Below are 15091 nucleotides of genomic sequence, written 5' to 3'. Positions count from 1 at the left end.
TCCTCCTCAACGCCGATCGGGATACGCGAAGGCGACCCGGTGGATCGCCGAGAACAAGGCCGAGAAGGCCAGGGACATGACGAGGTACATCAGCGTGACGACGAGATAGACCTCGAAGCTCGTGAACGTCAGGGACTGGATGTTGTTGGCCACGGACGTCAGGTCGTCAGCCGAGATGGCCGACACGACGCTCGACGTCAGCATGAGCAGGATGAACTGGCTCGTCAGGGCCGGGTACACCGTCCGCAGCGCGGGCTTGAGGATGATGTAGCGGAAGACCTGGAGCGGCTTGAGGCCCAGCGCCAGGCCGGCTTCCACCTGCCCCTTGTGGATCGACTCGATGCCCGCCCGGATGATCTCGGTCGCGTAGGCCCCGACATTGATCACCATCGCCAGCAGCGCCGCGGCGTTCGGCGACAACCTCAAGCCGACCGCCGGAAGCCCGAAGAAGATGAAGAAGATCTGCACCAGGAACGGCGTGTTCCGGATGATTTCGATGTAGCCGTCGACCACCCATCGCAGCGGTTTCGGCCCGGACGTCTTGGCCCAGGCGCAGATGATCGCGACGACAAGCCCGAGCATCATTGCAGACGCCGAGAGCTGCAAGGTGAGCCAAGCCCCGGCGAGGAGGTCCCCGTAGGCTTCCAGCACGGGACCGAACCTGAACGTGTATGTCATGGCTGCCCCTGTTACGCGAGAGTTCGGGACATGGCAGGGCGTACCGGGGCGGGCGGGAGCGGTACCCGGCCCAGGATGTGGTCCGCCGCCTTCTCGCCGATCATGATCGTCGGCGCATTGGTGTTCGACGACGTCACGTACGGCATGATCGAGGCGTCACAGACCCGCAATCCCTCGATGCCGTGGACCTTCAGGTCGGGATCGACGACCGCCATCTCATCGGTGCCCATCTTGCAGGTGCCGCAGGGATGGTGATCGGTCTTGCACGTGGCAAACGCGTATTGGACAAGGTCCTCCTCGGTGGTCCTGTCCGGCCCCGGCATCCGTTCGGCCAGGATGAACGGCTTGAGGGCCGGCTGGCGCATGATCTCCCTAGCCAGGCGCAATCCCTCGAGGGACATCGCGCGGTCGTAAGGATCCTCCCAGTAGTTGGGATCGATCAGCGGCATCTCCGCGAAGTCCGCCGTCCTGAGGCGCACGGTCCCCCGTGATCGCGGACGCAGGAAGGCGGAGTTCAGCGTCACGCCGGCGTTGCGCAGCTTCTCCACGCCTGCCTCGATCCCGGATCCCAGGCCGAGGTGGAACTGGATGTCCGGCGAAGGGGCGGCCTTGTCCGCATACCAGAAGCCGCCGGTCTCGAAGAGCGTCGATGCCACCGGCCCGCGGCCGAAGAGGACGTATTGCAGGCCTGCCCATACCGTCTTGTGGAGCTTGGCATAGGAGTCGTACGTGAAGTCCCCGGTGCATTCGCAGATCGCGTAGAGGTCGAGATGATCCTGGAGATTGGAGCCCACGCCCGGCAGGTCATGCAGCACATCGATGCCGACCGACCTGAGGTGACCGGCCGGTCCGATGCCGGACAGCATCAGGAGCCGCGGCGATCCGATCGCGCCTGACGACAGCACGAGCTCGCGCTCGCAGCGGACCACCGAGCTGGCGGCGTCCGCTGACGCCAGCTCGACCCCGACGGCCCGTCGACCCTCCAGGATGATCCGCTTGACGGCCACGCCCGTCCGGACGGAGAGGTTCGCCCGCTCCCGGATGGGCTTGAGATAGGCGGAGGAAGCGGAGGACCGCCGGGCGTTCCGGACCGTGACCTGGTAGTGCCCGATGCCGTCCTGCGTGGCGCCATTGAAATCGGCATTGTACGGGACACCGTATTCCTGCGCCGCCCGGATGAAGGCCTCGCTGATCGGAAGCGGGTTCACGGGAACGGAGACGCCGAGCGGGCCGCCCGTGCCGTGATACGCATCGGAATAGCGCTGGTTGTCCTCCGCCCGCTTAAAGTACGGAAGGACGTCCGCGTAGCCCCAGCCCGCGCAGTTGCCCTGCCCGGCCCAGCGATCGTAGTCGAGCCGGTTGCCCCGGGTGTAGACCTGGGCGTTGATCGATGACCCGCCGCCGATCACCTTCGCCTGCGTATACCGCAGCACGCGCCCGCCGAGATGCCGCTGCGGAACCGTCGACCAGCCCCAACTGGCAATGCCCTTCGTCATCTTGGCGAAGCCCGCCGGCATGTGGAACAACGGGTTTCGGTCCCTGCTGCCGGCCTCGAGCAGAAGCACCTTGACGCCCGGGTCGGCGGAGAGACGGTTGGCGAGCACGCATCCCGCGGGTCCCCCGCCAACGATGATGTAATCGTATGTCATCGTAATCTTCCACTTCCCAGCTCGGTCAAAGGCGCGCGATGCTCAGGCCGCCGTCCACGTCGATGACGCTCCCGGTGGCAAAGGCAAAGGTGCCCGATGCGAGCGATGCCACGACGTTCGCCACGTCCTCGCCCTCGCCCCATCGACGCGCGGGCACGAGGCCGTCGGCGATCAGCCGGTCGTATTTGTCGGTCACGCTGGCCGTCATGTCGGTCCGGATGATGCCCGGGCGGACATCGAAGACCCCGATGCCTTCGGGCGCCAACCTGAGGACAAGCCCCTGGCTCCACATCGCGAGTCCGGCCTTCGAGATGCAGTAATCGAGGCGTTCCGGCGAGGCATGGGACGCACTGATGGAGGTCACGTTGATGATCGACCGGGGTCCATCCTCGCGCCGTTGCCCGAGCATCACCCTGAGTACCGCCTGGGTCAGGAAGAGGGTACCGCGGAGATTGACCCCGATGACGCGATCGAAGTTCTCAGGCAGCAGCTCCATGACGTCACCGCGAACGACGGCGCCCATGCCGGCATTGTTCACCAGGCAGTCGATCCGACCCGCGTTGTCACGGATCCAGGTGATCCAACGGTCATGGACCTGGAGGTCGCTGATGTCCCCGGACAGATAGGAGGCCTTGCCACCGAACTGCCGAAGCTCCTCGAGGGTGTCCTCGGGACCGTTGGCGGTGGTGCCCGTGACGATGAGATCAAATCCATCCATGGCGAGCTTGCGCGCGATGGCGAGGCCGATGCCTCGGCTTGAGCCGGTGACCAGGGCGACGGGACGGGCGTTCATGCTGCGAACCTTGTCGATTGGATGTGGTCGGCAACCCGCAGGGCCTGTGCCGCCACGGTCAGGGAGGGATTCACCGCTGCCGACGAGGGCATGAAGCCCGCATCGACGACGAACAGGTTGGGATGATCGTGGGCGCGGCAGAACGGATCGAGCGCGGATGTCGCGGGATCATGCCCGAACCGGACGGTGCCGCATTGGTGCGAGGGAGTCCGCTTGTCGAAGGCGCGGGCGAGCACGATCGGGTAGCCGGCTTCGCGGAAGACCTCCTTCATGCGGCGGACGAGGCCGCGATGCGCCGTCATGTTCGTGCGCTTCCATGCCAGGACGATCGATTTCCCGTCGACGTGCACCCGGCTTTCGGGATCGGGCAGATCCTCGCTCATCAGGTACCAGTCGACGCTGTGGCAGGCGAGGCGCTCGAGCACGAAGTCCGGCACCCATCGCAGGCTGGCCTTGAGGACGGGAGCCGAGATTCTACCCAGGAGCTGGACGTTGCCGAGGGGCGGGCCGCCGCGACCGTCGTCGAAGTAGAAATCGTTGATCCCAAGGGTCTTCTGGTAGACCGAGTCGTTGCGCTTGCGCGGATCGATCGTCAGCATCGCGGTCGCATTGTGATTCATGAAGTGACGGCCGACGACGCCGGAGCGATTGGCGAGACCGCCGGGGTGGCGCTCGGTGGCAGACCGGAGGAGGATCGCGGCGGAGTTAATGGCCCCGGCCGAGAGAACCACGGTGCCGGCACGGATCACGAAGCGCTCGCCGTCCTTGACGTACTCCGCTCCGGCAATGCGACTGCCATCCCTGTCCAACTGCAGGCGTTCGACCATCGCACCGGTCACCAGACTCACGGCCGGCTGCGCGAGCGCGAGCGCAAGCGCCGCCGTCTCGGCATCGAACTTCCCCGTCCGCGTGTCGGGATAGGCATCCCAGGGCGTCTTGGCATGGTCGAGCCATCGCCCGATATCGATGGCGAGCGGAAGCGAGAACGGATGCAGGCCCACCTTGCGCAACCGCTCGCGGGCAGCGGCGATCGCGGGTTCGTCGGGTACAGGCGGGTGAGGATAGCTGGCGGAATGTTCCGGTTCCGTCGGATCCTGTCCCAGCGCGCCCCTGACCTGGAACAGACGCTCAGCGGCGCAGTACCAAGGCTCGAGGTCGTGATAGCCGATCGGCCAAGCGGGCGACACCCCGTCGGCATGCGTGAGATCCTCGAAGTCGCGCTCCCGGTAGCGGAGCATCACGGCGCCGTAGAACTTCGAGTTGCCACCGACGTAATAGTAGTTGCCGGGGTTGAACTCGAGCCCTGCCGCATCCCGCCACATCTCCTTGGGCCGGTAATGCTCGTCGACGAAGATCGATCGCGGGTTGCGCGCATGCGCAGACTGCGGCAGTTGCTCCCCGCGCTCGAGGATGACCACGGACGCGCCGCTTGTGCTGAGGCCCGCGGCCATGCAGGCCCCGCCGATCCCGGACCCGATGATCAGGATATCGGCCGATTGCTCGCGCATCATGCCACCCGATTGCCCGAGGCAGGATCGAACAGCACGGCACGGTCCATGTTGTACGCGAAGTCCATCGTGGAGTGCAGCTTCACGGCCGCATCCGAACGCATGCGGGCAACCACGTCCTTGCCGCCGAGCCGGGTCACCACGAACGTGTCGGATCCGGCGGGCTCGACCACTTCGGTCCGGCAGTTCACGCGGATGACGTTGCGGGCATTGCGGTCGGCCCCATCGATGTCCGTGATCGCCTCGGGCCTGATCCCGAGGACGACCTTTCCACCAGCGTTGCCGGCGGGGGCGCGATCGTCGGCGATCGGCAGCACGACCGGTGCCGATCCGTTACGCTCGATCGAGACGGCATAGGCATTTCCGGACTTCACGAGCTCCCCGGGGACGAGGTTCATGGGAGGCGAGCCCATGAAGTCGGCGACGAAAGTGTTGACCGGATCGTTGTAGATCTCGGCCGGCGTGCCGAACTGCTGGAGATGACCGTCCTTCAGCACGGCGATCTTGGTGGCCAATGTCATGGCCTCGATCTGGTCGTGCGTGACGTACACGATGGTGGTGCCGAGGCTGTTGTGCAGCCGCTTGATCTCGGTCCGCATGTCGACGCGCAGCTTCGCGTCGAGATTGGACAACGGCTCGTCGAAGAGAAAGAGCTTCGGCTTGCGGACCAGCGCCCGGCCCATCGCGACGCGCTGGCGCTGGCCACCGGAGAGCTGGCTCGGCTTGCGGTTGAGGAGATGCCCGATCTGGAGCGTCTCGGCCACCTCCGCCACGGCCTTGTCGCGCTCGGGCTTGGGCACCTTTCGCATTTCGAGGCCGAACGCGATGTTCTGAGCGACGGTCATATTGGGGTACAGAGCGTAGGACTGGAACACCATCGCGATGTCCCGCTCGGACGGGCGCAGATCGTTGACGCGGCGGCCGTCAATCCTGATCTCGCCACTGGTGATGCTTTCCAGTCCGGCGATCGTGTTCAGCAATGTCGACTTGCCGCATCCGGACGGCCCGACGAGGACGAGGAAGCCGCCCTCCTCCATGGCCAGGTTGATGCCCTTCAGCACCGACACGGCGGCGTAGGACTTTTCAAGGCGGTTGATTTCGAGAAAGGCCATCGTAATTCCTCCCATTATCCTTTCACGGCGCCCGACATCAGGCCGCGCACGAAGAACCGGCCAGCGACGATGTAGACGATGAGCGTGGGCAGGGCGGCCAAGAGTGCCCCGGCAAAGTGGACGTTGTATTCCTTGACGCCCGTCGACGAGTTCACGAGGTTGTTCAACGCCACCGTGATCGGCATCGCGGTGGGGCCCGAGAACGAGGCGCCGAACAGGAAGTCATTCCACACGTTCGTGAATTGCCAGATCACGGTCACGACGATGATGGGCCCCGAGCTCGGCAGCAGGATGCGGTAGAAGATCTTGAAGAAGCTCGCGCCGTCGACCTGGGCCGCCCGCACCAGCTCGGTCGGGAACGCCTCGTAGTAGTTCCTGAAATAGAGCGTCGTGAAGCCGAGACCGTAGACGACGTGGACCAGGATCAGCCCGTAGATCGTGCCGGCGATGCCAAGCATCCCGAGAATGCGCGCCATCGGGATGAGCACGATCTGGAACGGGATGAAGCAGGCGAACAGCATCAGGCCGAACACGATCTTGTGGCCCGGGAACCGGTACTTCGTGAGCACGTAGCCATTGAGCGCGCCCAGGATCGTCGAGATCGCGACCGCCGGGACGACCATGAGGATCGAGTTCAGGAAGTACGGCGCGAGGCCCGTCGCCTCGACGCCGATCTGGGCCTCGTTCCAGGCCTTCCGCCAGGGCTCGAAGGTCGTTTCCGCCGGCAGGGACAGCATGTTGCCGCCCTGGATCTCCGCCAACGGCTTGACCGAGTTCACGACCATGATGAACAGCGGCAGGAGATAGTAGATCGCGAAGGCGATCAGCACGAGGTAGAGGAGCGCTCTCGCCAGGGACCGGGACGAGGTCGCGCCACGATCCTCGGGAATGGTGGAGACGTGCGCGGTCATTTCTTCTCTCCCCGCAGCTCGGCGTAAAGGTAGGGAACGATGATCGACGAGATCATGATGAGCATGATCACGGCGGATGCCGCACCGACGTTCATCTGGTTACGCGTGAACGTGTAGGAGTACATGAACGTGGACGGCATCTCGGTGGCGCGGCCGGGCCCGCCGTTGGTCATCGCGATGATGAGGTCGAACGACTTGATGGCGAGGTGGGCCAGCACGACGAAGGCGGACAGGAACGCCGGACGGAGCTGCGGGATCACGATGCGGCGGTAGGTCTGGACGGTCGAGGCGCCGTCGATCTGGGCCGCCTTCATGATCTCGCTGTCGATGCCTCGCAGTCCTGCCAGGAACATCGCCATGACGAAGCCGGAGGACTGCCACACCGCAGCGATGACGATGGTATAGATCGCCATCTGGCTGTCCTTGATCCAGTTGAAGGTGAAACTGGTCCAGCCGAGCGCGTGCATGGTCTGCTCGAGGCCGATGCCCGGGTCGAGGAACCACTTCCAGGCGGTTCCCGTGACGATGAAGGAGAGCGCCATCGGATAGAGGAAGATCGGGCGCAGCAATCCCTCACCCCGGATTTTCTGGTCGATGAGGATCGCCAGGAACAGTCCCATTGCGGTGCACAGGACGATGTACAGGGAGCCGAAGATCGCGAGGTTCTTCAGCGCGACGGTCCAGTTGGGAATCGAGAACAGGCGCGAATAAGCGCCGAACCCGATGAAGTCGAAGACCGGCAGCAGCGTCGAGCTGGTCGTCGACAGGTAGATCGTGAACAGGATGAAGCCGTAGACGAAGAGGATGAGCGCCGCGAAGCTGGGTGCGAGCACCAAGCGAGGTAGCCAGTCCTCAATCCCGCGCGACGTGCGGGCCGGCTTCGGTAACGTGGTATGACTCGGGATCGCGGCGACCGCCATGGCGTGTGCCTTTCGTCTCAAAGCAGGTTGGGTCGGGTCCTGGGTCCCGCAGGCAGGACCCAGGACGAACGGTGCAGCGAGCCTATTGCTTCGCGCCCGCGACGGCCGTCACGAGTTCCTTCACGCCTTGGTCGGGAGAGTAGTCCCCGTTGAACACGCCCGTGATGACGTCGTACATGGCGTTCTTGACCGCAGCACGCGCTGCGTGCCCATGGGCCAGCGATCCAAGCAGGGTTTCTTTGGCCACGGCTTCCTTGACGTCGGCGATCGCCTTCTTGCCGCAATCGTCGAAGGCGGCATCCGATACGTCGGTCCGGGCAGGAGCAGAGCCTTTCACGACATTGAAGGACGACTGGAAGCCGGGATCCTCGATGGCCGTGGCCATCTTCTGCTGCGCTGCCTGCCGGTCGGCGCCGACCTTGAACATCGCGAACTGGTCGGTGTTGAAGGTAACGACGCCCTGCGTGCCGGGGAAGCGGGTGCAGAGGAAGTCGGTGCCCGGCTTCTTGCCGGCATTCACGAACTCGCCCTTGGCCCAGTCACCCATGATCTGCACCGCGGCATCGCCCCGGATCACCATGGCGCTGGCCAAGTTCCAGTCGCGGCCCGAGAAGTTGTTGTCGACGTACTTGCGGAGCTGTGTCATCCGCTCGAAGACCTTCTTCATGGTGTCCGAGCCGAGCGCCTTTGGATCGAGGTCGATCAGAGCCTTCTTGTAGAATTCGGGTCCACCGGTCGCGATGACGACGCTGTCGAAGATCGTCGCGTCCTGCCAGGGCTGTCCCCCGTGCGCCAGGGCGGTCTTGCCCGATGCCTTGACCTTGTCGAGCGCCCCGATGAACTCGTCCCAGTTCTGCGGCGGCTTCAGGCCGAGATCGTCGAACACCTTCTTGTTCATCCAGATCCAGTTCGTGGAGTGCAGGTTCACCGGGGCGGCCACCCAGGTCCCCTTGTACTTGGAGAACTGCTGGAGGGCGGCCGGGATGTTCTTGTCCCAGTTCTCCTTGGTCGCGATGGCGTTGAGGTCCGCCAGGACGCCCTGCTCGGCCCAGTCCTGGATGTCGAAGCCCAGCATCTGCGAGGCCGTCGGCGGGTTGCCGGAGGTGACCCGGGCCCGGAGGACGGTCATGGCCTGCTCGCCGCCGCCGCCGGCGACGGGCACGTCCTGCCAGGCGACGCCCTCGCCGTTCAGGTTTTGCTTCAGGACGTTCAAGGCCGCGGCCTCGCCGCCCGATGTCCACCAATGCAGGACATCGACGCGCTGCGCCCCCTGGGCGAGAGCTGGCAAGCCAGCAAGCGCGCTCGAAGCGAGCAACGCTGCCGAGAAAATGAATGACTTCGTGACGTTCATCTCTGTTCCTCCCTAGAGCCGGATACGTTCCGGCGTACGCTTCAGGTTTCCGAAGGGCGTGGTACCCACCAGGCCGTGCGCGGGCCGGAGTGGAAGTGTAGTGTCTTCTCTTCGGTGTAGTCATCGACCGCCCTACGGCCCAACTCGCGGCCGAGACCGGATTGCTTGTACCCACCGAAGGGAAGTTCGCTCGCGCCGTCCATGAACGTGTTCATCCAAACGGTTCCGGCATGGATGCCGCGGCTGACGTTGAGGCAGGTGTCGAAGTCGCGGCTCCAGACACCGGCGGAGAGCCCGTAGTCGGTGCCGTTGGCGATCGCGACCGCTTCATCGGCCGTGTTGAACGTGAGAATCGACAACACCGGGCCGAAGATCTCTTCCCGGGCGATGGTCATCTGGGGCTTGACGCCGTCGACGATGGTCGGGGCCATGAACTGACCGCTCTCGTGGTCGAGCCGGGTCCCGCCCATCCTGACCTTAGCACCGGCCTCACGGGCTTCGGCAACATATCCCTCGATTTTCGCGAGATGGTCCGGCGTGACGATAGCGCCGACCCGCACGTCCTCGTCGAGCGGATCACCGACCTTGACGTTCCGCACCTTTCGCTGGAGGTCCGCCACGAAGCTCTCGGCGATCGGCCGCTGGACGATCAGTCGGCTTCCGGCATTGCAGCATTCGCCGGCGTTGAAGTAGGCACCGAACACCGCCGCATCGAGAGCGGCCTCGAGGTCCGCATCGGCGAACACGATCTGGGGGTTCTTTCCACCCAGTTCCATCGAGACCTTCTTCAGCGTCTGCGCCGCCGTGGCCATTGCGCTCTTTCCGACGCGCGTCGATCCCGTGAACGAGATCATATCCACGCGGGGGTCGGACGTCATCGCGGCGCCGACGTCCGCTCCCCTGCCGGACAGGATGTTTGCGACGCCGGGCGGTAGGCCTGCTTCGAGCAGAAGCTTTCCGAGGTGAAGCGTCGAAGCCGATGTCAGCTCGCTCGGCTTGACCACGGCCGTACACCCTGCGGCGAGCGCGAACGGTAGCTTCTGGCTGACGATCAGGAACGGGAAGTTCCAGGGCGTAATGATCGACACGACGCCGATCGGATCCCTGACGACCACGCCCAACTTATGCGGACCGATCGTTGAGAAGCTTTCGCCGTGCAAGTCCCGTGCAAGCGCGGCCGCATAGCGCCAGATGTCGGCGGCACCCGCGATCTCGCCGCGGGCCTGGGCAATCGGCTTGCCGCATTCCAGCGTGTCCAACATGGCAAGGAGTTCGGCATCACGCTCGATCAGGGACGCAACGTCGAGCAGGACCTTGGAGCGCTCGGAGGCCGTCATACGCGGCCACGGACCGCGGTCGAACGCAGCGCGGGCGGCCGCAATGGCGAGGTCAGCTTCATGTTCGGAAGCCCTGGAATAGGTCGAAACCGTAACTCCGTGCGCGGGGCTTGTGCGCTCGACCGTTTCCTCACTGCGGGCCTTGGTCCAACGTCCGTCGATCAGCAGCTCGTAGGAGCGCGGGGTCATTGCCAATGCGGCGTCCAACCGGGAGGAGTCGAGTTTGATAGGTGCGTTCATGGATCAACCCTCAAGTGTTCGAGTAGGACGGGGACCGCTTCTCGCGGAAGCTTGCGATGCCCTCTTTCAAGTCTGCGGTGTAGGACACGAGAGCACCCGCAATTCCCTCCACGGCAGCAGCGGTTTCCTCGCCTTCCGCGGCGTTGATGAGTTCCTTGCTGATCGACACGGCAATCGGCCCACGTTCGGCAACGAGCCCCGCAATCTCATTGGCTCGCGCGAGGGCACCGCCCTGCGGGACGACCTCATCGACAATCCCTTGCCGCTCGGCCTCCTCGCCGGACAGCAGCGCGCCCGTGAGCGAAAGGCGCCGCACGGTCTGCGACCCGAAGCGACGCACCAGGCGCTGGGTTCCGGACCAGCCGGGCACCATTCCGAGACCCGTTTCCGGAAGGCCGATCTTGATCTGCTTCTCGGCCACCCGGATGTCGGCTGCTGCGGCCAGTTCCAGACCACCGCCAAGGGCATGACCGCCGAGCGCGGCGATCAGCGGGACTCTCAGGCGGGCCAGCCGGTCGAACGCACGATGTCCCTGGCGCGTCCACACCCGCCACATGTCCAGGGGCTCGAGGACGCCCCAACCGGCGATGTCCCCGCCGGCGCAGAAAGCCTTGCCCTCGCCAGTGATGATCGCGCAGCGGATCTCGCGACTGTCCTCGATGGCGATCGCGGCATCCACGAGTGCCTCGATCATCGGCATGTCCAGGGCGTTCAGCTTCTCGGCACGAGCCAGGGTGATGGTCGCCACTGCACCGTCAACCTGGAAGCGGACGTAGGGTGTCGTCATGCCGCTCTCCTCTTGGCCTTCGCGGTATCTTCCCGCGCCGGAACCCGCAGGCCGAATGGTTCCGGCCGGAAAAGGGCGGCGTCCATCAGTTTCGGAGCAGTCGGCACGAGCAGGGGGAATGCGGCATGGGCGAGCACGTCCCGTTCAAGATTGATGCCCGGCGCGATCTCGACCACCGCGATCCCATCCGGCGTGAGCTTGAGGACGCAGCGCTCGGTCACGTAGGTGATGTCCTGGCCCTGCTCGATCGCGCGCCGGCCCGAGAAGGAAACATGCTCGACGGCCTCGACGAGCTTGTCGACCTTGCCCTCCTTCAGGATCCTGAGTTCCCCGTCGACGATCTCGAACTTGGCACCGGCCGTGTAGAAGCCCGAGAAGACGATCCGCTTGGCATGGCTCGAGATGTCGACGAACCCGCCGGCCCCGGCCGTGACATGCGGCCGTGCGCTCAACTTCGAGACGTTCACCGATCCGGTCCGGTCGATCTGGAGGAACGACAGGAGCGAGAGGTCGAACCCGCCGCCCTGGAAGTAGGTGAAGTTGTAAGGCGACGGCATAATGGCTTCGGCGTTCGATGAGCAGCCGAACTTGAAATCGAGCAACGGGATGCCACCGACGGCGCCGTGCTCGATCATCCAGGTGACATCGCCGTGGCATCCCTCCTCGATGAGGATCCTGGGGACGTTGGCCGAGATGCCGAAACCGATATTGATGGCGTCACCGTAATTCAGCTCCTGCGCGACGCGGCGGGCGACGACCTTCGAGACGTCGAATTCCGGAATGCTGAAGCTTGCCAGGGGCCGGAAGATCTCGCCCGAGATCGCCGGATCGTAGACGGTTTGGGTTGTCTGCATCTGGTCCGGCGCGACGACGACGACGTCGACGAGAATGCCGGGCACCATGACGTCGTGGGGCTTGAGCGTCCCGCTCTCCACCAGACGCTTCACCTGCGCGATGACGAGGCCGCCGTTGTTGCGGACGCTCAGCGCCTGCTCGATCGGGCCGAGATAGGCGCCCTCATGTTCGTACGACAGGTTTCCGCGCTCGTCGGCCGTCGTCGCGCGGATGATGGCAACGTTCGGAACGATGCTCTTGAAGAAGAGCCACTCGTCGCCCTCGAATTCCCGCGTCTGCACGATCGGCTCGGCGGACGCCCGCTCGTTCATAGCGCAGCCCTCGCGGGACGGGTCGACGAAGGTGTCCTTGCCGACCTTGGTGAGCACGCCCGGGCGCTTCGCCGCGGCCTCGCGGTGCATGTCGAACAGGATGCCCGAGGGGATGTTGTAGGCCGGGATCTCGTTGCCCGTGATCATCTTCCAGATGGCGGGAGGCTCCGCCGAGGACGGACCCGACGGGTACGAGCCGGCGATGATGCGGGCCAGCAGTCCCGGCTTCGCGAGATGGTCGACGCCCTTGATCCCGGACATGTCACCGGCAGCGATCGGATGGACCGTCGTCAGCGCGCGCGGGTGACCCGTTCCGTCGAACCGCTTGCCGATGGCGGCAAGGACGGCATCGGGACAGCCGAGCCCGGAGGCGGAGGATACCGTGACGGTGGCGCCGTCCGGAATGAGGGCGGCCGCTTCGTCGGCCTGGAGGATGCGGGGGAAGCTCATTGCGAAACCTTTGGGCTGTTTGGCTGAACGGGATCGATGGCGACGGCCCGGGATGTCCTGGCGGACTCGAGGGCTGCCGCGGCGACGGCCAGGGACCAGACACCGTCATCTCCGGTCGCGGCTGGATCGGCATCCCCGGCGACGGCCGCGGTGAAGCGCGCGACGCTGCGCTCGTAGAGATTGGTGCGGTCGATCGGCAGGAGTTCCTCGCCGGACGCCGTCCGCAGCAGGACATCGCCAACCGCCCTCTGCGTCATGCAATCGGTCCCGATCAGCGATCCGTCGGTGCCGTGGACCTCGAAGCCGGTCCTGGCGTGAGCGGTGGTGAAGGCGTCGTGGAACTGGGCCAGAACGCCGGAGCTGAAGCGGATCGCGCCCATGGCGCCGTCCTCGACCTCGCCCTGGGACAGGCCGGCGGACTGGGACATCGCCGTGACCTCGACGGGATCGTCCGCCAGGACGAAGCGCAAGGTGTCGGCGTCGTGCACGGTGATATCCAGGATCACGCCCGCGCCGGCGCCGGGGTTCGTGAGGCGCCAGCCTTGCAGGTGGGTCGGCAGGTAGACGGCGTGGAAGACCCGGGCGAAGAGCGGCCGCCCGATGCGACCCGCCCCGATGGCCTCGCGCATCGCCCGATGGGTTCCGGCGTTGCGGAGGTGATGGTTGGTTCCCAGCACGACGCCCGCGGCGCGGCAGGCCTCGACCATCCCGCGGGCCTCACTGATCGTGAGGGCGAGCGGCTTTTCGCACAGGACGTGCCGACCGGCACGGGCGGAGCGCAGGACCTGGTCATGGTGGAGTTCGTTGGTGGTCGAGACGTAGACCGCGTCGACCCTGTCCAGCAGCTCATCCAGGCTCGTCGTGGCGTGCGGGATCCGGTTGGCGTCCGCGTAGGCGGAGGCCCGATCCGGGTCGCTGCTCATCACCGAGACGACGTCGCCGCCCGTCGAGCGGATCGCGTCGATCATCCATTCCCGTGCGATCGTACTCGCCCCGATCAGTCCCCAGCGAAATGTCGTGTTCATGAGATCTTCCTTTCCCTCGGTGGCGGGCAGCAGCTTTCGCGGACGACGAGGCGGGCCTCGCCGATGTAGGTTTCCTGTGCCCGGCTGCCGGAGGCGATCTGGCGCAGGAGCATCTGTGCGGCCCGCTCACCGAGGTCTCCCGCATCGACCGCGATCGTCGTGAGCGGCGGAGAGACCTGTCGGGCTTCGGCCGTATCGTCGAAGCCGGTGATGGCCATGTCCCGCCCCGCGACGACGCCCTTGCGGCCCATCGCCAGCATGGCCCCGATCGCCACGACGTCGTTGAAGCACACGACCGCGGTCGGCCACTCACGACGGGCCAGCAGGTTGGACATCGCGGTGAACCCGCCGTCCTTGCTCGGCATCGACTCGAGCATGAGCGCGGGATCCACGTGCATCCCCGCCTCCTCGAGCGCGCGGGTGAAGCCGGCGATCCGGTCCTTGCGCACGGCCATGGGCTCCATGCCGCCGAGGAAGGCGATCCTGCGGTGCCCGAGGGAGATCAGGTGAGCGGTGATGCGGGCGGCTCCGGCCGTGTTGTCGGATGCCACGAGCGAGGACCGGGCGCCCGGCACGCGCCGGATCGCCAGGATGAGGGGCATGCCGAGATCGAGCAGGTCGTTGACCTCCCGGCCCTCGGTCTCGAGTGCCGGACACAGGATGATTCCCGAGGCGCCGTGCTCGCGCATCGAACGCACGACCTCGGCCTGGCGGACAACGCTTTCGGCCGTGTTGGAAATGAAGGGGATGTAGCCCGAGGTGCGCAGGACGCGCTCGATCCCGATGGCGAGCTCGGCGAAGAACGGGTTCGACAGGTCGTTGATGACCATGCCGACGATGCTCGACTGCGCGCCCCGCAGGTTCGCCGCGCCGCGGTTGTAGACGTAGCCGAGCTTGGACATCGCCTTCGAGACGCGGTCGCGGGTGTCGTCGGCCACGAGGGAACTGCCCTTGAGCACCAGCGACACGGTCGATTTTGAGACACCCGCCTCGCGGGCGATGTCGATGATCGTGACGCTCGCCGAGGCCCGCCGCTTGTCGGACATGGGGCTGCCTTTCCATCCCTAAAGTTATTGGAACGTTCCATATCACGCCGATTCGCGTTCTGTAAATATCCTTTTCGCCGCAGGGAAAATCGAATAATCGGCGGCCAAGCGGCAATCT

Annotated in this window: 13 protein-coding genes; all 13 read right to left on the bottom strand. The window is 65.4% G+C overall.

The window, feature by feature from the left end:
- Window positions 1-6: 6 nt before the first annotated feature.
- Complete coding sequence (locus JO965_RS33525) at window positions 7-678, bottom strand: amino acid ABC transporter permease (RefSeq protein WP_203446341.1); 672 nt, start codon at window positions 676-678, stop codon at window positions 7-9.
- 11 nt (window positions 679-689) lie between these two features.
- Window positions 690-2327 (bottom strand): GMC family oxidoreductase, encoded by a 1638-nt coding sequence (locus tag JO965_RS33520; protein WP_203446340.1) that lies wholly within the window; start codon window positions 2325-2327, stop codon window positions 690-692.
- A 25-nt stretch (window positions 2328-2352) separates the two neighbouring features.
- The gene (locus JO965_RS33515; protein ID WP_203446339.1) at window positions 2353-3120 is read right to left on the bottom strand and encodes a 3-ketoacyl-ACP reductase; all 768 of its coding nucleotides are present in this window, start codon (window positions 3118-3120) and stop codon (window positions 2353-2355) included.
- Window positions 3117-4631 (bottom strand): FAD-dependent oxidoreductase, encoded by a 1515-nt coding sequence (locus JO965_RS33510; RefSeq protein ID WP_246777165.1) that lies wholly within the window; start codon window positions 4629-4631, stop codon window positions 3117-3119. Before JO965_RS33510 ends, JO965_RS33515 begins: the two co-directional genes overlap by 4 nt.
- Window positions 4628-5740 carry an ABC transporter ATP-binding protein gene (locus tag JO965_RS33505; protein ID WP_203446338.1) on the bottom strand — a complete coding sequence of 371 codons (1113 nt, stop codon included), beginning with the start codon at window positions 5738-5740 and terminating at the stop codon, window positions 4628-4630. Before JO965_RS33505 ends, JO965_RS33510 begins: the two co-directional genes overlap by 4 nt.
- Window positions 5741-5754: 14 nt before the next feature.
- Window positions 5755-6651, bottom strand: coding sequence for a carbohydrate ABC transporter permease (locus JO965_RS33500; RefSeq protein WP_203446337.1), 897 nt, complete (start codon window positions 6649-6651; stop codon window positions 5755-5757).
- Window positions 6648-7571 carry a carbohydrate ABC transporter permease gene (locus JO965_RS33495; protein WP_203446336.1) on the bottom strand — a complete coding sequence of 308 codons (924 nt, stop codon included), beginning with the start codon at window positions 7569-7571 and terminating at the stop codon, window positions 6648-6650. Before JO965_RS33495 ends, JO965_RS33500 begins: the two co-directional genes overlap by 4 nt.
- A gap of 82 nt (window positions 7572-7653) precedes the next feature.
- Window positions 7654-8922 (bottom strand): ABC transporter substrate-binding protein, encoded by a 1269-nt coding sequence (locus JO965_RS33490; protein ID WP_203446335.1) that lies wholly within the window; start codon window positions 8920-8922, stop codon window positions 7654-7656.
- A 41-nt stretch (window positions 8923-8963) separates the two neighbouring features.
- Entirely contained in the window at window positions 8964-10499 is a 1536-nt protein-coding gene (locus JO965_RS33485; protein WP_203446334.1) for an aldehyde dehydrogenase family protein, read from the bottom strand.
- 10 nt (window positions 10500-10509) lie between these two features.
- On the bottom strand, window positions 10510-11286 hold the full coding sequence (locus tag JO965_RS33480; protein ID WP_203446333.1) for an enoyl-CoA hydratase/isomerase family protein: 777 nt from the start codon (window positions 11284-11286) through the stop codon (window positions 10510-10512).
- Window positions 11283-12902 (bottom strand): acyl CoA:acetate/3-ketoacid CoA transferase, encoded by a 1620-nt coding sequence (locus JO965_RS33475; protein WP_203446332.1) that lies wholly within the window; start codon window positions 12900-12902, stop codon window positions 11283-11285. The genes JO965_RS33480 and JO965_RS33475 overlap by 4 nt, the downstream gene beginning before the upstream one ends.
- Window positions 12899-13927 (bottom strand): Gfo/Idh/MocA family protein, encoded by a 1029-nt coding sequence (locus tag JO965_RS33470; protein WP_203446331.1) that lies wholly within the window; start codon window positions 13925-13927, stop codon window positions 12899-12901. The genes JO965_RS33475 and JO965_RS33470 overlap by 4 nt, the downstream gene beginning before the upstream one ends.
- Window positions 13924-14973: a LacI family DNA-binding transcriptional regulator gene (locus JO965_RS33465; RefSeq protein WP_203446330.1), complete on the bottom strand. Its 1050-nt coding sequence runs from the start codon at window positions 14971-14973 to the stop codon at window positions 13924-13926. The genes JO965_RS33470 and JO965_RS33465 overlap by 4 nt, the downstream gene beginning before the upstream one ends.
- Window positions 14974-15091: the final 118 nt, after the last annotated feature.

This window comes from Microvirga sp. VF16, from assembly GCF_016864375.1.
Taxonomy (GTDB): Bacteria; Pseudomonadota; Alphaproteobacteria; order Rhizobiales; family Beijerinckiaceae; genus Microvirga.
Note: the sequence above shows the minus strand (reverse complement) of the source record. Positions and strands in the feature narration are given on the sequence as shown.